At 64.7% G+C, this 17,965-nt stretch carries 17 protein-coding genes; 11 read left to right on the forward strand and 6 right to left on the reverse strand.

Features of this window, described 5'->3' with window-relative positions; all coding sequences use genetic code 11:
* Positions 1-8 precede the first annotated feature (8 nt).
* From XH90_RS08540 to XH90_RS08550, 3 genes are read left to right on the forward strand one after another with little or no spacing between them, the layout of a single operon-like run.
* Positions 9-1,556 carry a sugar ABC transporter ATP-binding protein gene (locus XH90_RS08540; RefSeq protein WP_194480363.1) on the forward strand — a complete coding sequence of 516 codons (1,548 nt, stop codon included), beginning with the start codon at positions 9-11 and terminating at the stop codon, positions 1,554-1,556.
* On the forward strand, positions 1,549-2,661 hold the full coding sequence (locus XH90_RS08545; RefSeq protein WP_194480365.1) for an ABC transporter permease: 1,113 nt from the start codon (positions 1,549-1,551) through the stop codon (positions 2,659-2,661). The genes XH90_RS08540 and XH90_RS08545 overlap by 8 nt, the downstream gene beginning before the upstream one ends.
* The gene (locus XH90_RS08550) at positions 2,658-3,617 is read left to right on the forward strand and encodes an ABC transporter permease (RefSeq protein WP_194480366.1); all 960 of its coding nucleotides are present in this window, start codon (positions 2,658-2,660) and stop codon (positions 3,615-3,617) included. Before XH90_RS08545 ends, XH90_RS08550 begins: the two co-directional genes overlap by 4 nt.
* 10 nt (positions 3,618-3,627) lie before the next feature.
* Here the strand turns inward: XH90_RS08550 and XH90_RS08555 are convergent, their stop codons facing one another.
* Positions 3,628-5,016, reverse strand: a complete 1,389-nt coding sequence (locus tag XH90_RS08555) for a PLP-dependent aminotransferase family protein (protein WP_194480368.1) — start codon at positions 5,014-5,016, stop codon at positions 3,628-3,630.
* Between the two features lie 330 nt (positions 5,017-5,346).
* Between XH90_RS08555 and XH90_RS08560 the strand changes: the two genes are divergently transcribed.
* The 8 genes from XH90_RS08560 to XH90_RS08595 are packed head-to-tail and all read left to right on the forward strand — an operon-like array spanning position 5,347 to position 12,271.
* Entirely contained in the window at positions 5,347-5,829 is a 483-nt protein-coding gene (locus XH90_RS08560) for an MSMEG_0572/Sll0783 family nitrogen starvation response protein (RefSeq protein ID WP_027526573.1), read from the forward strand.
* A 38-nt stretch (positions 5,830-5,867) separates the two neighbouring features.
* Positions 5,868-6,923: a Nit6803 family nitrilase gene (locus XH90_RS08565; protein WP_194480370.1), complete on the forward strand. Its 1,056-nt coding sequence runs from the start codon at positions 5,868-5,870 to the stop codon at positions 6,921-6,923.
* Entirely contained in the window at positions 6,850-7,968 is a 1,119-nt protein-coding gene (locus XH90_RS08570; RefSeq protein ID WP_194480372.1) for an MSMEG_0568 family radical SAM protein, read from the forward strand. Before XH90_RS08565 ends, XH90_RS08570 begins: the two co-directional genes overlap by 74 nt.
* Positions 7,965-8,513 (forward strand): MSMEG_0567/Sll0786 family nitrogen starvation N-acetyltransferase, encoded by a 549-nt coding sequence (locus tag XH90_RS08575; RefSeq protein WP_194480373.1) that lies wholly within the window; start codon positions 7,965-7,967, stop codon positions 8,511-8,513. Before XH90_RS08570 ends, XH90_RS08575 begins: the two co-directional genes overlap by 4 nt.
* Before the next feature lie 2 nt (positions 8,514-8,515).
* On the forward strand, positions 8,516-9,511 hold the full coding sequence (locus tag XH90_RS08580) for a sll0787 family AIR synthase-like protein (RefSeq protein ID WP_194480374.1): 996 nt from the start codon (positions 8,516-8,518) through the stop codon (positions 9,509-9,511).
* Positions 9,508-10,674, forward strand: a complete 1,167-nt coding sequence (locus XH90_RS08585) for an MSMEG_0565 family glycosyltransferase (protein ID WP_194480376.1) — start codon at positions 9,508-9,510, stop codon at positions 10,672-10,674. Before XH90_RS08580 ends, XH90_RS08585 begins: the two co-directional genes overlap by 4 nt.
* Positions 10,667-10,954 carry an MSMEG_0570 family nitrogen starvation response protein gene (locus XH90_RS08590; RefSeq protein ID WP_194480378.1) on the forward strand — a complete coding sequence of 96 codons (288 nt, stop codon included), beginning with the start codon at positions 10,667-10,669 and terminating at the stop codon, positions 10,952-10,954. Before XH90_RS08585 ends, XH90_RS08590 begins: the two co-directional genes overlap by 8 nt.
* Before the next feature lie 12 nt (positions 10,955-10,966).
* Positions 10,967-12,271: an MSMEG_0569 family flavin-dependent oxidoreductase gene (locus XH90_RS08595; RefSeq protein WP_194480379.1), complete on the forward strand. Its 1,305-nt coding sequence runs from the start codon at positions 10,967-10,969 to the stop codon at positions 12,269-12,271.
* An 11-nt stretch (positions 12,272-12,282) separates the two neighbouring features.
* Here XH90_RS08595 and XH90_RS08600 read toward each other — a convergent pair whose 3' ends face one another.
* From XH90_RS08600 to XH90_RS08620, 5 genes are all read right to left on the reverse strand, one after another.
* The gene (locus tag XH90_RS08600) at positions 12,283-13,182 is read right to left on the reverse strand and encodes an SMP-30/gluconolactonase/LRE family protein (RefSeq protein ID WP_194480381.1); all 900 of its coding nucleotides are present in this window, start codon (positions 13,180-13,182) and stop codon (positions 12,283-12,285) included.
* 161 nt (positions 13,183-13,343) lie between these two features.
* Positions 13,344-14,582 carry an ABC transporter substrate-binding protein gene (locus tag XH90_RS08605; RefSeq protein WP_194480383.1) on the reverse strand — a complete coding sequence of 413 codons (1,239 nt, stop codon included), beginning with the start codon at positions 14,580-14,582 and terminating at the stop codon, positions 13,344-13,346.
* 41 nt (positions 14,583-14,623) lie between these two features.
* A complete protein-coding gene (locus tag XH90_RS08610) occupies positions 14,624-16,105 on the reverse strand; it encodes an ATP-binding cassette domain-containing protein (protein WP_194480393.1) in 1,482 nt (493 codons plus the stop codon).
* Entirely contained in the window at positions 16,105-17,031 is a 927-nt protein-coding gene (locus XH90_RS08615) for a branched-chain amino acid ABC transporter permease (protein ID WP_194480394.1), read from the reverse strand. Before XH90_RS08615 ends, XH90_RS08610 begins: the two co-directional genes overlap by 1 nt.
* Before the next feature lies 1 nt (position 17,032).
* Positions 17,033-17,908, reverse strand: coding sequence for a branched-chain amino acid ABC transporter permease (locus XH90_RS08620; protein WP_194480396.1), 876 nt, complete (start codon positions 17,906-17,908; stop codon positions 17,033-17,035).
* Positions 17,909-17,965 lie beyond the last annotated feature (57 nt).

The following is a 17,965-nucleotide window of genomic DNA, read 5'->3' on the forward strand; positions in this document are numbered from 1 at the left end:
AGTGTGCCATGCCGGATGCCGCCCTGACCCAATCTGCCTTCCTCACGCTGTCAGGAATCTCCAAGCGTTACGCCGGCGTGCGCGCGCTCGAAGGCGTCGACTTCGCCTGCGAGCGCGGCAAGATCCACGCGGTGCTCGGCGAGAACGGCGCCGGCAAGTCGACGCTGATCAAGATCATCGCCGGCGTCGTCCAGCCCGATGCCGGCACCATGCGGCTCGGCGGATCCGAAGTGCACTTTGCGACACCGTCCGCGGCCAACGCAGCCGGCGTCGTCTGCATCTTCCAGGAGTTGTCGCTGATGCCCGACCTTTCGGTCGCGGACAACATCTCGATCTCGTCGCCGCCGCGCCGCTTCGGCCTCATCGACGCGCGGGCGCAGCGCCGCCGCGCCGAGCAGCTGCTGGCCGAGATCGGCTGCGAGGACGTCAATCCCCTGATGCGCGTGCGCGACCTGCCGTTGTCGCGCCGCCAGGTGGTGGAGATCGCCAAGGCGCTCGGCAAGAAGCCGCAGCTCTTGATCCTGGATGAGGCCACATCGGCCCTCACCAGCGCCGACGTCGAGAAGGTGTACGCCATGCTGGCGCGGCTCAAGGCCGAAGGCGTTGCCATTCTCTACATTTCGCATCGCATGCACGAGGTCGAGGCGCTCGCCGACCGTGCCTCGGTGTTCCGTAACGGCCGCCATATCGAGACCTTCGACAAGGGAAGGCGCTCCACCGCCGATATCGTCCAGCTCATGATCGGGCGCGATATCGCGGCCCAATATCCGCCCAAGCCCGCGCGCGGATCGCCCAAGGCGGTGCTCGATATCGAGAATTTGAGCTGGGATCGGCACCTCGATCGCATCTCGCTGCGCGTCGGCGCCGGCGAGATCGTCGGCCTCGGCGGGCTCGACGGCCAGGGGCAAAAGTCCCTGCTGCTGGCGCTGTTCGGTGTGCTGCGTGGCGTCTCCGGGCAAATCACCGTCGAGGGCCGCGAGGTGCGTCCGGCATCGCCGGCGGCGGCGAAGGCGGTCGGCATCGCGCTGGTGCCGGAGGATCGCAAGACCGAGGGCCTGATGCTGCCGATGTCGATCGCGGACAATCTCGTGATCGCCTCGCTCGACGCGATCTCGACCGGACCTCTGGTCGATCGCGCCCGAGAGAACGAGGCGATCAAGCGCGCGATCGCGCGGCTGCAAATCAAGATCGGTGCGCCCGGAGATGCGGTCTCGACGCTCTCCGGCGGCAACCAGCAGAAGGTCGTTCTCGCCAAATGGCTGATGACCGACCCCAAGCTCATCCTGCTCAACGATCCCACCCGCGGCATCGACGTCGGCACCAAGCAGGAGCTCTACCGGCTGATGCGCGAGCTCGCCGACCAGGGCGCGGCCATCCTGTTCTACTCGACCGACTACGACGAGCTCATCGGCTGCTGCGACCGGGTGGCGATCATGTATGACGGGCGCATCGTGCGCGAGCTCCAGGGCGACGAACTCACCGAGACCAACATCATCGCGAGCGCGCTGAACATCGACGCGGCGGCGCCGGATGCTCCCGGAGCCGCCCATGCTTGACGATATCGCCATCAGGGTTCGCCAGAACATCGGCATCGTCACCGCCGTCCTGTTGTTCTCCGTTCTCTACCTGCTTTACAACCTGGCGCACCCCAAGGGCTTCTCGTCGGCGGTTCTGGTGCAGAACGGCGACGAGATCTTTGCGCTCGCCATGCTGGCGATGGCCCAGACCGTTCCGGTGCTGGCGTCGGGACTCGATCTCTCCGTCGGCGCCGTCATGACCATGGTGGGCTGCTTCGCAAGCTATCTGCTCACGGGGGCGGCGGGCGGCACGCCGCTGCATCTCGACATCTTCGGCCTGCAATTCGGCCTCGGCACCTTTCCCGGCGGAGTGAACGGCATCCTGCTCGGCATCGTCGTGTGCCTTGCGATCGGCGCATTGGCGGGCTTCCTCAATGGCTGCGTCGTCGTCTATGGACGCATCCAGCCGATCATCGCGACGCTGGCGACCGGCGCGGTCTATATCGGCATCGCGCTGTTCCTGCGGCCGACGCCTGGCGGCAAGATCGACGACGATCTCAACTGGGCGCTGACCAACTCGCTCGGCGACTTCGCCGCGACCGTTCATATCTTCGATGACGGCGCCGCGAGCTGGTTTGCGCCGGTCGCCTGGATCCCGGTGCCTTTCGTGCTGCTGATCCTGATCGCGCTGCTGGTCTGGGTGCCGTTCCGCCGCTCCGTGATTGGCCGCGCCGTCTACGCGGTCGGCTCGGCCGAAGGCGCCGCCTACATGTCGGGTCTTCCGATCGAGCGCGCCAAGATCGCGGCCTTCACGCTTGCAGGTTTCTTCGCCGGTTGCGGCGGCCTGTTCCTCGCCATCCAGACGTCCTCGGGCAATGCCGACATTCCGCAGGCCGGCGCCTATACGCTCAACTCCATTGCCTCCGTGGTCATCGGCGGGACCTCGCTGCTCGGGGGGACCGGCAGCGCGATCGGCTCGATCTTCGGCGCCATGGTGCTGCGCGTCATCTCGTTCTTCTTCCGCATCTTCGACATCGCGCCGCTGTTGCAGCCGCTGTTCGAGGGCCTGATCCTGCTGGCGGCTGTCAGCATCGGTGCCCTCGGCGTGCTGCGCGTCAAGAACACGCTGGAGCTGTTCCGATGACGACTGCGTCCCTCGGACTCTCCCGCGACGACCGCCCGATCCTGATCGCGGCGCTGTTCATTCTCGTCATCCTGGTCGCCGGCACGGTCTACACCTTTGCCCGCTTCGGCAGCGCGCCGCTGTTGTCGCCGACCTACTTGCTGCAGCAGCTCCAGATCGGCGCCTTCCTCGGCATCGTTGCCGCCGGGATGATGATGGTGATCCTGATCGCCCAGATCGATTTGTCGGTGCCGTGGACGCTCGCCGCGGCCGCGATGATGGCGACGTCGATCGGCGGGCCGCTCGCCATTCCGGTCGGCCTCGGCGTCGGGCTGCTGGTCGGCCTCATCAACGGCATCGGGGTTGCGTATCTGCGCGTGCCCTCGATGATCTTCACCCTCGGCGTCAACGCGGTGATGCGCGGCTTGATGGTCGCGCATACCGGCGGCTACGCCCCGCAGACCGCGGCCACTGATCTGATGCGGATGCTCGCGGGTGACCGCACGCTCGGCATCCCCAACGCGCTGTTCGTGTGGGCCGCCGTGTCGGTGCTCGTGGCCATCATCCTCCAGCGCACGGCGCTCGGGCGTTACGTCTACGCCATCGGCAACAAGGAGGCGGCCGCCTATCTCGCCGGCGTCGACACCCGCCGCATCACCGTGGTCTGCTTCGTGCTCTGCGGTCTTGCCGCCGCGCTCGCGGGCGTCCTCCTCGCCGGCTACTCCACCAAGGCCTATCAGGGCATGGGCGATGCCTATCTGCTGCCGTCGATCGCGGCGGTCGTGATCGGCGGCACCAACATCCTCGGCGGCCGCGGCCGCTATCTCGGCACGCTGATCGGCGTCGTGCTGATCGTGCTGCTCAACAGCGTGCTGTCGATCATGGACATGCCCGAGGCCGGCCGCCAGGTGATCTACGGCCTCGTCATCATCTTCATGCTGCTGGTCTACGGGCGCGGCGAACGTGTCACGAGCTGACGTCGCTCCATCAGAGAAACGGCGACGCCAGGGCCGGCGTTTCGGCCAGCGCGTGAGCGGCGTATTCGAGCGCAGATCTGATCTGTGCCCGCGTTGAAGGACCGCAGATGCAGACCCTGACGGCCTCCGGCGGTGGATCGCTCACGACAAAGGCGTCGCTTGCGACGACGCCGACGCCGGTCTGCCGCATATGCTCCACGAAAGCCGAGCGCCTCCAGGGCGTCGGCAGCGGAACCCACAAATTGAAACTGAGGGGATCGCCGCGATAGGAGCCCTTGGGCAGGATTTCGGCGGCAAGCTTTTGCCGCGCCGTCGTCTCTGCGCGGATGAATCGCAGCATCGTGTCTGCGGTGCCGTCTTCGATCCAGCGCGTCGCGATCGCCACGGTGAGGGGGGATGCCATCACGGTCGCTGAGCGGAGCGCCGAGGCAAACGGCCAGGCCGAGCGCGTGTCGGGCACGACGACGTAAGCGGTGCGCAAGCCCGCGCCGATGCATTTTGCCAGTCCTGCGACGTGCCAGGTCAGATCGGGTGCGATCGCAGCGAAGGGCGCATGGCCGTGGCCGTGCTCGGGAATGAAGCCATAGGCATCGTCCTCGATGATCGGCAGCTTGAAGCGTCGTGCGATCGCGACGATCTCGCGCCGCCGCGAATCCGGAATCGTCAGCGTCGTCGGATTTTGCAGCGTCGGATTGAGGTAGATCGCCTTGGGCTTCAGCCTCTTGCAGGCATCGGTCAGCGCCTGCGGCTCGATGCCATCCTCATCCATTGGCAGGCCGACGAGCGTAATGCCGAGCTGTGCGGCGATCGACCTGATCCCGGGATAGGTGATGGCCTCGCACAGCACGACCTCGCCTGCCTTCGCGAGGATCGAGAGGATGCCGAGCAGCGCCGGATGAGCTCCCGGCGAGACAAAGATGCGATTCTGTGCCGGGACCAGCGCGCGGCGGCCGAGCCAGCTCGAGGCGGCATCCTTGTCGGCCTGCGTGCCGCCAAAACCCTGGTAGCGCAGCAGCGATACGACGTCGCGCAACACATGCTCGGCGCCGGCCTGCATCCGCTCGATCAATTCGGGATCAGCAGGCTCGGGCGGCAGGTTCATCGACAAATCGACGGGGCGGGGCGGAAAGATTGTCGCCGAGCGACGCGGCCGCGGCTTGTCGCGAACAAAGGTTCCCTGTCCGACCTTGGATTCAATCAGCCCGCGCTTCTGGGCCTCGACATAACCGCGTGCAACCGTGGTGAAATCGACATCGAGGCGCTTGGCGAGCTTCCGCTGTGGCGGCAATCGGTCGCCGATCACAAGCCGTCCGGCGGCGATATCGTCGGCGATCGCGTCTGCGATCGCGAGATAGCGCGGCTTGTCGCTGTTCGAGAGATCGGGTCGCCAGTCGGCCATTGCTCAGTTCCGTCAAGTTACGTCAGTAGAATTGACTGTATATTGTTGCAGGCATCAAGGCAATTGCGTCGCGCAGTTTTGACGTCGTGAGAGGATGTTCCGCCAGAGCGCGTTGCACACCGATCGAGCGCGTTGCCCAGTAATTTCAGGCACCATTTTTCGGGCATTGCGCGCGCATATCCAAATCCAGTCAGGTCTCCATTCAACAATGACTGGATACTTGAATGCAAATTGTATGGTTTGATGATTTGGAGTGCAGAACGTCGTCTGGCACATTGATTGCAAAACCTGATCTCGATCCGGGAGGCCGGACGTGAACAGGAGGTGTCTATGCCAGCAGTGAACATGCCCGCGCGTCAGAAGGGCGACTTTCTTGTCGACTATGAAGAGAAGGTTTTCGAGGACGTCAAAGCAAAGCCGGGTGAGAAGGCGCTGGTCACCTTCCACACCGTCGCCTTCGAGGGTTCAATCGGCCTCGTCAATATTCTCCAGGCGCTGCGCCTGAAGCGGAAGGGGTTCGAGACCTCGGTTCTGCTTTACGGTCCCGGTGTCACGCTCGGCATTCAGCGCGGCTTTCCGAAGATCGGCGACGAAGCCTTCCCCGGCGCGCAGAACTTCAACAACCAGCTCGCAAAGTTCATGGATGAAGGCGGCAAGGTCTATGCCTGCCGGTTCGCGCTACAGGCGCTCTACGGCCATGGCGAGCCGTCGCTGATCCCGGGCATCCGGCCGATCAATCCACTCGATGTGCTCGATCTCATCCTGCTTCACCGCAGGGACGATGCCTTCATGATCCACACCTGGACCGTCTGACCTCGGTTGGTTCACGCGACGGACGAGGGAGGAGCACAGTGACAGCGAAACGCACGATCAGGGCTGGCGCGATTCAGATTGCGCCGGATCTGGAGACGCCGACCGGAACGGTCGACCGGATCCTGGCGGCCATCGCGGAAGCGGCCGGCAAGGGAGTCCAGTTCGCCGTTTTTCCGGAGACGTTCGTTCCCTGGTACCCGTATTTCTCCTTTGTCCGTCCGCCGGTCCTGAGCGGCGCCGAACATATCCATCTCTACGAAAACGCCGTCATCGTGCCGGGTCCCGTGACGGACGCGGTGGCGCAAGCGGCGAAGCGCCATGGCATGGTGGTGGTGCTCGGTGTCAACGAGCGCGATCATGGCTCGCTTTACAACACCCAGCTCGTATTCGACGCGAACGGCGCGATCGTGCTGAAGAGGCGCAAGATCACGCCGACATTTCACGAGCGCATGATTTGGGGGCAGGGCGATGGTGCCGGCCTGAAGGTGGTCGAGACCGCGGTCGGCCGCGTCGGCGCGCTGGCCTGCTGGGAGCACTACAACCCGCTCGCCCGCTACGCGCTGATGGCCCAGCACGAGGAAATCCACGCGGCCCAGTTTCCGGGATCGCTGGTCGGACAAATCTTTGCCGACCAGATCGAGGTGACGATCCGGCACCATGCGCTGGAAAGCGGATGCTTCGTCGTCAACGCCACCGGCTGGCTGACCGAGGAGCAGATCGCGAAGGTCTCGCCCGAAGAAGGTCTGCGCAAGGGCCTGCGCGGCGGCTGCATGACCGCGATCGTCTCTCCCGAAGGCAACCACCTGGTGCCGCCGCTGACCAGCGGCGAGGGCATCCTCGTCGCCGATCTCGATCTTGCTTTGATCACCAAGCGCAAGCGGATGATGGACTCGGTTGGCCACTACGCCCGGCCGGAGCTGTTGTCGCTGGTGCTGAACGACCAGGCCGCGCGTCCGATGCACGGCTTTCACCCGAACCGCCTCGCGCCCATTCCGAAAGACCAATCAGATGAGACCGCAGATGCAGCAACCTATGGCGATGCCGACCGAGCAGCTGATCAACGAGTTGCAGTCCTTCGGGGTCCGGCTCGCTGATCCCAAGACCGGGGGCACGAGCCGCCGTGGCGGCGCCGGGCCGTCGGATCACACGCCGTTCACGATCGACGGCGCCACCGTGATGATTCCGGTCCACAACGCACCGGCCTTCGAGAGCCCCTATCTCGTCGAACTTCCGGATGAAGTCGGGCGCAGCCGCATCTCGCGCGACGGCGTCGTGCTCGCTGACGTCTCGTTTCCGTTGCGTCCCAAATTCTACGACCGCACCACCGCGGACGGCATTCCCTATTGGAAGCTTGCGACCCTGCACGGCCGCGATGTTCTCGCCACCACCGTGCTGCAGACCTGCATTCGCTACCAGAGCCGCACCAAGACTTGTCAGTTCTGCGCTATTGGCCAGTCGCTGGCGGCAGGACGTACGGTCGAGCGCAAGACGCCGGCCCAGCTCGCCGAAGTCGCTCAGGCGGCCGTCGAGCTCGACGGTGTCAGGCACATGGTGATGACGACGGGCACGCCGCACACCTCCGATCGCGGCGCCGGCATCCTTACGGAGAGCGCGCAGGCCGTCAAAGCCGCCGTCGACCTGCCGATCCAGGCGCAATGCGAGCCGCCGGACGATTATGCCTGGTTCCAGCGTATGAAGGATTCGGGCGTCGACGCGCTCGGCATGCATCTGGAGGTGATCGGGCCCGCCGTGCGGCAAAGGATCATGCCGGGCAAGGCACAGGTGCAGGTCGAGCAATATATGGATGCGTTCGAAGCGGCCGTCCCGATCTTCGGCCGCGGTCAGGTTTCGACCTATATCCTGGCCGGCCTCGGCGACGAACCGTCCGAGATTCTCGCACTGTCGTGTCGGCTGATCGATATTGGCGTCTATCCCTTCGTCGTGCCGTTCGTGCCGATTGCCGGCACGCCGTTGGAGAGCCATCCGACACCGTCTGCGGCGTTCATGCACGAGATCCTGCGTCCGCTCGCCGACATGTTGCGCGTAGGTGGCCTGCGCGCCACCGACATCAAGGCAGGCTGCGGCAAATGCGGTGCCTGCTCGGCCTTGTCCACTTACGAACGCGGAGCAAGCGCATGATGTTCGAGCCGTTCAAACCGTTCGTTGCGCCGGAATTCCAGGTGAAGTTCGCAATCGAAGCCTGGGAGCGGGCCGCCGCCGCAACCCTGCGCCGCAGGGTCTTCTGCGAGGAGCAGGGTGTGTTTACCGCCGATGATCGTGACGCGGTCGACGATGTCGCCATTCCGCTCGTGGCCGTGTCGCTGCTCGGTGTGGCCGAGGATGAGGTGGTTGGCACCGTGCGCATCCATACTGATGAGCACGAAGCAGATGTGTGGTGGGGCTCCCGCCTCGCCGTCGAAAAGGGCTACCGCCGGCTCAGCGCGGTCGGCGCCGGCCTGATCCGGCTTGCCGTCTCCTCCGCGCATGCACGCGGCTGCCGGCGCTTCCTCGCCAATGTGCAAAGTCAGAACGCACTGCTGTTCCAGCACATGCATTGGCGCTCGCTCGGCGAATTCGAGCTCCATGGCCGGCCGCACCATCGCATGGAGGCCGATCTCGATCACTACCCGCCATTCCGGACGCCCGAGACTGGCTTCCGCTCGCTTGCAAAGCTGGCGGCCTGATCATGCTGACGGATGCCGCGCTCACAAGCCTTGCCGAAACGCTCCGCCAAAGCCGTGGCATCGTCGCCAAGGCCGACATCGCGGCTGTCGCGGCGGCGCTCGACCTGTCTGGTGGCGACGTCATCCCGGTGGGCGATGATTGCGCGGCGATCCCGGACGGCGATGGCTATACCCTGTTTGCCATCGAAGGTTTCATGAATGAATTCGTCGCCGCTGATCCCTGGTTTGCGGGGTGGTGCGGCGCCATGGTCAACATCTCGGATGTCGTCGCGATGGGCGGACGGCCCACCGCCATCGTCAATGCGATCTGGTCCAACGGGGCTGATAAGGCCGCGCCCATTCTCGAAGGATTGAAGGCCGCGGCGAAGACATTCGGCGTTCCCGTCATTGGCGGTCACACCAATCTGCGCAGCAACCAGAGCCAGTTTGCCGTCGCGATCCTCGGCCGCGCCAAGCGCCTTCTCACCAGCTTCGACGCCAGGCCAGGCGACAAGCTCATCGCAGCGACTGATCTGCGCGGCCGCTATCGCGATCCCTTTGCGAATTGGGAGGCGGCGACCGACGCGCCTGCGGAGCGGCTGCGCGGCGATCTGGAGATCCTGCCGTCTATTGCCGAAGCAGGCCTTGCACTCGCAGCCAAGGACATCAGCCAGGGCGGCATCGTCGGGACCGCGGCGATGCTGGCCGAGTGTTCGCAAGTCGCCATTACGCTGGACGTCGAGGCGGTTCCGATTCCCGCCGGTGCGCCGCTCGAGCGCTGGCTACTCACGTTCCCGAGCTTTGGTTATCTCCTGTCGGCGAAGCCCGAAGATGTCGACGAGATCCTGTCGCGCTTCCAGCGGCGCGGCATCGCGGCGGCCGCGATCGGAGACGTCAGCGTGGGAGCAAGGGTAGACATTCGCGCTGAATCTGCCTGCGCAACCGTCTGGGACTTCGCAGAACAGGCCCTGATTGGCTGTGCGCCAGGCGAGAGCCATCAGCAGCGGAGCGTGGCATGAACGGCGGCGCGTCCGGGCTTCGCATCGCGATTCTCACGCACTCCACCAATCCCCGGGGCGGCGTGGTGCATGCGCTTGCGCTTGCGGATGCCCTTGCGGAGCTCGGACATCGACCGGTCGTGCATGCGCCCGACCCGACAGGCAAGGGCTTCTTCCGCCGCAGCATCGCTTTGACGCGCTCCGTGCCTGCGTCGCCGGCCTCGGGTAACGTCGTCGCGATGGTCGAAGCGCGCATCGCGGATTATGTCAGGCATTTCGAAGATGCCGCCAACAGGCAGTTTGACGTTTTCCATGCCCAGGATGGCATCTCCGGCAATGCGCTCGCGACGTTGAAGCAGCGCGGCCTGATCCAGCGCTATGTCCGCACCGTTCATCACGTCGATGCATTCGGTGACGAGCGGCTCTGCGAACTCGACCGGCGCTCGATCGTCCACGCCGACGGCCTGTTTGTCGTCAGCCGGCTCTGGCAGGAGCAATTGAGGGCGGAGATGTCCCGCGCGGCGACGCTGGTCGGAAATGGCGTCGACACGGCGCGCTATTCGCCCCTCTCGACGGCCGGCGATGATGCGCTACGCGCCCGGCTCGGCCTTCGCGCAGGCCCGATCCTGCTGTCGATCGGCGGCGTCGAGCAGCGCAAGAATACGCTCGGTATTCTCGACGCCTTCCGGCAGGTGTACGCCGTACATCGGTCCGCGCAGCTCGTCATTGCCGGCGGAGCTTCGCTGCTGGACCATGGCCTGTATCGACAACAGTTCAATGCGCGGCTGCGCGACGCCGGACTGCCCGTCGATGCGGTGATCGAGACCGGTCCGCTGACGGATGTCGACATGCCGTCGCTGTATCGCCTGGCCGATGTGCTGCTGTTCCCATCCTTGCGCGAAGGTTTTGGCCTGGCTGTGCTCGAAGCGATGGCCAGCGGTGTGACGGCGGTGGTCTCGCACATCGCGCCCTTCACGGAATATCTCGGCCCCGACGACGTCGCCTGGTGCGATCCGCATCACGCGGGCTCGATCGCAGATGCTGCCCTCAGTGCGCTCACGGCCCCCCTGCGCTCGCGGCTGACCGCGAACGGCACCAGGGTTGCGCGGCGTCATGATTGGAGCCGCACCGCCATGGCACACGTGGCCACCTATCAGGCGATGCGCGAGGTGTACTATGCCTGAGATGCATTTTCACGTGCGCTGGCCCGATGAGCGGGTCGAGGCCTGCTATTCGCCCTCGCTCGTCATCAAGGATCATTTCGTCCCGGGCATGACCTATGCGCTATCAGACTTTCGCGAACGCAGCCGCGTTGCGCTGACCATTGCGGCTGAGCGCGTTCGTGAGAAGTACGGCTTTCTGTGCTCGCGTGCGCTCGGGCAGCTCGCACGGATCGAGGCTGCAGCCGCGCAATTCGAGGCCACGCCTGGTGCGTCCGTCACCATCGTCTCTTTTGAAGAATAACAGGAGCTGATCATGACTGACCTTGACACTCATTATCCGGTCGTCGTGATCGGCGGCGGCCAGGCGGGCCTCGCGATGAGTGCGCAACTCATCAAGCAAGGTATTGATCACGTCGTTCTTGAAAAGAATACCATCGCGCATTCCTGGAAGACGCAGCGTTGGGATGCCTTCTGCCTCGTCACGCCGAATTGGCAATGCCGGCTCCCTGGTTTTCCCTATGTCGGCGGCGATCCGCATGGTTTCATGCTGCGCGACGAGATCGTCTCTTACATCGAGGATTTCGCCAGACACATCGATGCGCCGGTCCACGAAGGTGTGGCCGTCACGCGCCTGGGGCCGTCCGGCCGCGGCTTCATGCTCGAGACCACAGCAGGTGAGATTGCCGCTGACCGCGTCGTGCTGGCGGTCAGCGGCTATCACATTCCGAAAGTGCTGCCGTTTGCCGACCGCCTCGATGCATCGATCGTGCAGATCCACTCCTCCGCCTACCGCAATGCGGACCAGTTACCGCCGGGTGAAATTCTCGTGGTGGGAAGCGGGCAATCGGGCTGTCAGATTGCCGAAGATCTGCATTTGGCCGGCCGCAAGGTGCATCTCGCTGTCGGCAGCGCGCCGCGGTGCCCGCGCTTCTATCGCGGCCGCGACGCGGTCGATTGGCTCGACGATCTCGGTCAATATGACCTGCCGGTTGACAAGCACTCGCTGAAGGAGGGCGTTCGCAGGAATGCCAATCATTATTTGACCGGACGGGACGGCGGCCGCGATATCGACCTGCGCAAATTCGCCCTTGAGGGCATGAAGCTCTACGGTCGCCTCAAAGACGGCCGCGGGACATCTTTGCAGCTTGGCGATGATCTTCAGGTCAATCTCGACAATGCCGATAAGGTCTACAACGGCATCTGCCGGCTGATCGATGACCACATCGCGAAGAACAGAATCGCAGCGCCTGTGACGCCGCACTATGAGCCGGTGTGGTCCCCGACTTCGGTGCCCACGGAGCTTGATCTCGCAGCGAGCGGCATTACAAGCATCATCTGGACAACCGGCTTCCGGTCCGACTGGTCGTGGGTCGACCTGCCGATGTTCGACGGCACCGGGTATCCAACTCACAAGCGGGGCATCACGTCGGTCGACGGCGTCTATGTCGTCGGGCTGCCTTGGCTCTACACCTGGGGCTCGGGCCGGTTCGTTGGCATCGGACGTGACACGGAGTTCGTTGCGGATCACATCACGGAGCGATTGAATGCATCGCCGGTCGACCTGCGTCAGGCCGGCCGGAGCGAGGTATCGCAATTTGCTGCGAGTGGAGCCATGTAGCCCCGCTCGCGCTACACCGCCGCGCGCGTGTTGAGATAGATCGAATAGAGCGAGGTCTGGCCGCAGATGTAGAGGCGGTTGCGGCGCGGGCCGCCGAAGCAGACATTGGCGACGATCTCGCCAATCGGGATCGTGCCGAGATGCGTGCCATCGGGTGCGTAGCAGAACACGCTGCGTCCCGCCGACGTCCAGATGTTGCCGTGGATGTCGACACGAAAGCCGTCATAGAGCCCGTCCGGGCAGGTCGCGAACAGCGAAGCTTCCCCGACTGCCTGTCCTTTCACCTCGTACGACCAGATCGTCGGCGGCAGCCCGCGGACATGCGTCGCACCGGTGTCGGCGACATAGAGCCTGCTTTCGTCCGGCGAGAAGGCCAGCCCGTTAGGCTGCACCCGGTCGGACACGACGCGCGCGATGGCACCGGTGCTGCCGTCGATCCGGAAGACGTTGGAGGCACCGATCTCGGACGGGCTTTGTTGCCCCTCATAGTCGCTGTCGATGCCGTAAGTGGGGTCGGAGAACCAGATCGAATTGTCCGACTTGACCACGACGTCGTTGGGCGAATTCAGCCTGTGGCCCTCGAACGCGTCCGCCAGTACGCTGATCGAGCCGTCGTGCTCGGTCCTGGTGACGCGACGCATGAAGTGCTCGCAACTGACCAGCCGCCCCTGGCGATCGGTGGTGTTGCCGTTGGAATTGAAGCTCGGCGAACGGAACACCGACGCCGATCCGTCGGTCTCGTCGAAACGCATCATCCGGTTGTTCGGAATGTCGGACCAGATGAGGTAGCGTCCGGCCGGAAAGTAGGCGGGACCTTCGGCCCAGCGGCAACCGCTGGTGAGCTTTTCGAGATTGACGTGGCCGATGACCAGCCGCTCGAAGCGAGGATCGTGGGCGACATAGGGGAGCATGCGTCCTCCTTGATGGCCGCAGATTCTTGGGGCTGCCTGCGTGCAGTCCTTACTGTGATCGACCCTGCCGAATTTGCAAGCGTGCTCCATTCAAGGGTGCAAAGCGAAATGCCCGGGAAGGGCCCGGGCATCACGTGTTTGCGAAGGTGTTCCTTCGATATTTACTGCGACAGCTTCACGAAGTTCGGAAACTTCAGCTTGCCTTCCGCGATCTTCTCCGGCCAGACCACGACCTGCTTCTGGTCCTGCCACTGGAAGACGAGGCCGGTCACCGCGCCCGGACCGGACTTGATGCCGTGGGTGAACTCGTCGTCCTTGCCGTAGAACTGGATCTGGCCGATCGTTCCCTCGAAATTGGTCTTCTCCATCTCGGCGACCATCTTGTCGGGATCGGTCGAGCCGGCGCGCTTGATCGCGTCGGCGATGATGTAGACCTCGTCATAGGCGGTGTAGCCGGTATAGGCCGGCGCTGTGCCGAATTTTGCCTTGAAGGCCGCGGCAAACGGCTTTGTCTTCGGCGTGACCGCAACGTCGGGCGTCGCGACCGCCAGCGACGGTACGCCGTCGGCGGCGCCGTTGGTGTCCTTCCAGAAGGTCGGGCTCAACGCCTGCGCGCTGATGCCGAACATCGGGATCGGCACCTGCTGGTTCTTCCACTGCACCGTCGGCTGCACGCCGACATGCGAGATGCCGGTGACGATCACGTCAGGCTTCTTGGCTTCCATGTTGTTGAAGATCGGCGTGAAGTCGGTGGTATCGGGCGAGAAGCGGACGTGCTCGACCACCTTCAGACCCGCCTTGGGCAGGCAGGCCTCGTAGCCGACGTCGAGCGGCTTGGTCCAGGCGGCGTCCTCGCTCATGATCGCGACCGTCTTCATGTGCATCTTGTCGACGAGCAGGTCCTTGGCGGCGTCGCAGACGAGCTGCGCCTGCGCGGCCGAGGTCAGATAGCCGTGGAAGGTGTACTTGTTCTTCTCATAATCGTTGTGGATCGCCTTGGTGATCTCGTTCGAGGCGGCACCCGGGGTGATCAGCGGCATCTTCAAGCGCGCCGCCCAGGGCTCGAGCGCCAGCACGACCTCGGAGATGTAGCTCGCGATCACGGCCGACACCTTGTCCTCGCTCACCGCGCGCTGGAAGGCGCGCACCGAGTCCGCCGAGGAGCTCTTGTTGTCATAGGTGACGATCTCGATCTTGCGGCCGAGGATGCCGCCCTTGGCGTTGATCTCGTCGGCGGCGATCTGCGCGCCGCCGGGGGTCGCGGCGCCCGCGATCGACTGCACCTCGGCGATGACGCCGATCTTGATCGGATCGTTCGACTGCGCGTAGGCGGGGGCGGCGAGGCACAGCGCCAGCGCGGAGGTGAGGAGGGCAGAGCCGAGAGCCGTCGATGATCGCATGGTCGTTTCCCTTTCGTTTTTTCTGTTGTCGATACGCGAACTCAAAGAAAATCCGTGCCGGCTTCGGCGGCGAAGCGGCCGGGATCGCCCTCCCAGACGATCCTGGCGTGCTCCAGCACATAGACACGGTCGGCGTGCGGCAGCGCGAAGGTCACGTTCTGCTCGCCGAGCAAAACCGTGATCGACGTGGTCTGGCGCAGCTTTTCCAGCGCCTTGGAGAGCAGCTCGAGAATGACGGGCGCAAGGCCCAACGTCGGCTCGTCCAGGATCAGGATCTGCGGCTGCATCATCAGCGCGCGGCCGATCGCCAGCATCTGCTGCTCGCCGCCGGAGAGCGTCTGCGCCATCTGGCCCTGGCGCTCTCTGAGGATCGGGAACAGCTCGAACAGCCAGGCGAGCTGTGCCGCACGCTTGTCGTCGTCGAGATGCTGCCCGCCGAGATCGAGGTTTTCGCGCACCGTCATCTCGCCGAACAGCTCGCGCGACTCGGGGCACTGCACGAGGCCGCTGCGGGCGATCTTGGCCGGGCTGGTGCCACGCAGCTTCTCGCCGCCGCGGACGATCTCGCCGCTATAGGGCAGGAAGCCGGAGATGGTGTTGAACAGCGTAGTCTTGCCGGCGCCGTTGAGGCCGACGACGGAGACGAACTCGCCCTCGTGGATGTGGATCGAGACGTTCTCCAGCGCTTGCGCCTTGCCGTAGTGGACGCTGACATTCTCGACCTGGAGCAGCGGCACCTTGTCCTTGAAGCTGGTTTCGGGACGCGCGTGGGTCTCGATGGCGCCGCCGAGATAGACCCGCCGCACGGTCTCGTTCTTCATGACGTCCTCGGCCTTGCCGGTCACGATCTCCTCGCCGAGATACATGGCGAGCACGCGGTCGACCAGCGCCGCGACGCTCTTGACGTTGTGGTCGACCAGCATCACCGCGCGGCCCTCATCGCGGAAGCTGCGGATCAGGTCGGAGAAGACGTCGACCTCGGCGCGCGTGAGGCCGGCGAACGGCTCGTCCACCAGCACCACCTTGGGATCACGCGCGATCGCCTTGGCGAGCTCGAGCCTGCGCAGATCGGCGAAGGGCAGCGTCGGTGGGCGGCGGTCCATCACCGAGCCCAAGCCCACACGGTCGGCGATCCATTTGGCGCGCTCGACCAGCGCCCTGTCCGGAAACAGCATGAACAGGCTGTCCGGCAGCAGGGCCACCATGATGTTCTCCAGCACCGTCTGCCGGTTCAGCGGCCGCGAGTGCTGGAACACCATGCCGAAGCCCTTGCGCGCGATCTTGTGCGCGGGCAGGCCCGCAACGTTTTCGCCCTCGAAGATCACGTCGCCTGCGGTCGGGCGCTCGATGCCCATCACGCTCTTCATCGCGGTGGATTTACCCGAGCCGTTCGGCCCGATCAGGCCGAAAATCTCGCCGCCATTGACGTCGAAGCCGAGGTTCTTCACCGCGGTCAAGCCGCCAAAGCGCTTGGTCAGGCCGCGAACTTCCAGCACGGGCCGGTTTGAAAGCCTCTGATCCATTACGAGCGAGCCTCGCGCGAGAGGGCCGCTCCGAGGAAGCCGCCGGGGAAGAACAGGACGACGAGCAGCGCCACTGCCGAGACGATGAAGGTCGCGAGCTCACCGGTCGGGCGCAGGAACTCGCCGGCGACGATCAGGAAGATCGCGCCGAGCGCTGCGCCGAGCACGGTGCGCCGCCCGCCGAGCACCGCGGAGACGATCACGTTGACGCCGACCGCGACGTCGACGACGGTGCCGACCGAGGCGGTGCCGAAATAGAACACGAGCAGCGCCCCCGACAGTCCCGAGAAGAACGCGCTGACGATGAAGGCGGCGAGCTTGTGCTTGACGATGTTGAAGCCGAGTGCGCCGGCCTGCACCGGGTCCTGGCCGCTGGCCTGCAGCACGAGGCCAACAGGCGATTGCGACAGGCCGTAGAGGATCGCCGCCGAGATCGTCATGAAGCCGAGCGCGATCCAGTAATTGGCGCCGGCATTGATGGTGATGACGTCGGGGATGGTGAGGCCGATCTCGCCGCCGGTGAGATCGGCGAACACGACGATGAAGTTCTGCAGCATCAACACCGCGACCAGCGTGGTCAGCCCGAAATAGGGCCCGCGCACCCGCAGCGCCGGCAGCGCCAGCACCAGGCCTGCGATGACGGAGGCGAGCGCACCGAGCACGATGCAGAGATAGACCGACCAGCCGAACTGGGCATTGAGGATGCCGGCGGTGTAGGCGCCGACACCGATCAGGAAGGTCGGGCCGAAATTCACCTCGCCCGCGAAGCCGAACAACAGGTCCCAGGCCATCGCGAACACGCCGAAATAGAACGCGACGGTCAGGAGCCCGAGCACATAGCCGGAGACATAGAGCGGCAGCGTGGCCGCGATGATCACGAGCGCCAGTGAGACGAAGAACAGGCGCGAGGTAAAGAAACCAGCCATCTCAGCGCCTCCCCAGAAGGCCCTGGGGCCGGATGTACATCACGAACACGAGCAGCAGGAGCGCTGGAATGGTGCGATAGGCCGGTGAAACCAGATAGGCGGTCAGCGTTTCGAGATAGCCGACCACGAAGGCTGCGATCAGCGAGCCGGAGACGCTTCCGAGGCCGCCGAGCACCACGATCGAGAAGGCGCTCGCGGTCAGCGGTCCGACGCTATATGAGCTGACCCCCAAGAACATGCCGAGCAGCACGCCGGCGATGCCGGCGAGGATCCCGTAGATCGCCCACACCACGATGTAGATGTTGGTGAGCTCGAGCCCGAGCAGCGTCACACCGCGCGGGTTCATCGAGGCCGCCAGCACCGCCTTGCCGGTGCGGGTGCGGTTCACCAGCAGCCACAGCAGCGCGATGACGAGGCAGCATACGATCGCGGTAAAGATCTCGTTCGTCGGTGTGCGAACGCCGAGGATATCGACGACACCCTCGACGATCGGCAGCACCGTCTTGGCGTTGTTGGTGAAGAAATAGGCGATCAGCTCCTGGATCATGATGCCCCAGAGCAGCGTGCCCGTGAGGACGAAGATCTCCTTCTCTTCGTTCGGAATGCGCCGGGAATCCTGGATCGGCTTCACCACCGCGAAATAAGTCGCGAACGCCGTGAGGAGCGCGACGCCCACCCCGATCAGCGCGCCGGCATAGGTGCCGACGCCGAGGATGCTGGCGGCGGCCCAGGCCGCGACCGCTGCCGCCACCATGATGGCACCGTGGGAAAGATTGAGCACGCCGGAGACGCCGAAGATCAACGTGAAGCCGGTGGCACCGAGAGCGTAGAGAGCGCTGATGGCAAAGCCATCGATCAGAATCTGGAAAGCTCGCATTGATGATTGGCCGCGTGGCAGCCGGGCTGCCGCTTTGAGGGAACGTGCTGCTGATGT

It is taken from the genome of Bradyrhizobium sp. CCBAU 53338 (genome assembly GCF_015291665.1).
Lineage (GTDB): Bacteria > Pseudomonadota > Alphaproteobacteria > Rhizobiales > Xanthobacteraceae > Bradyrhizobium.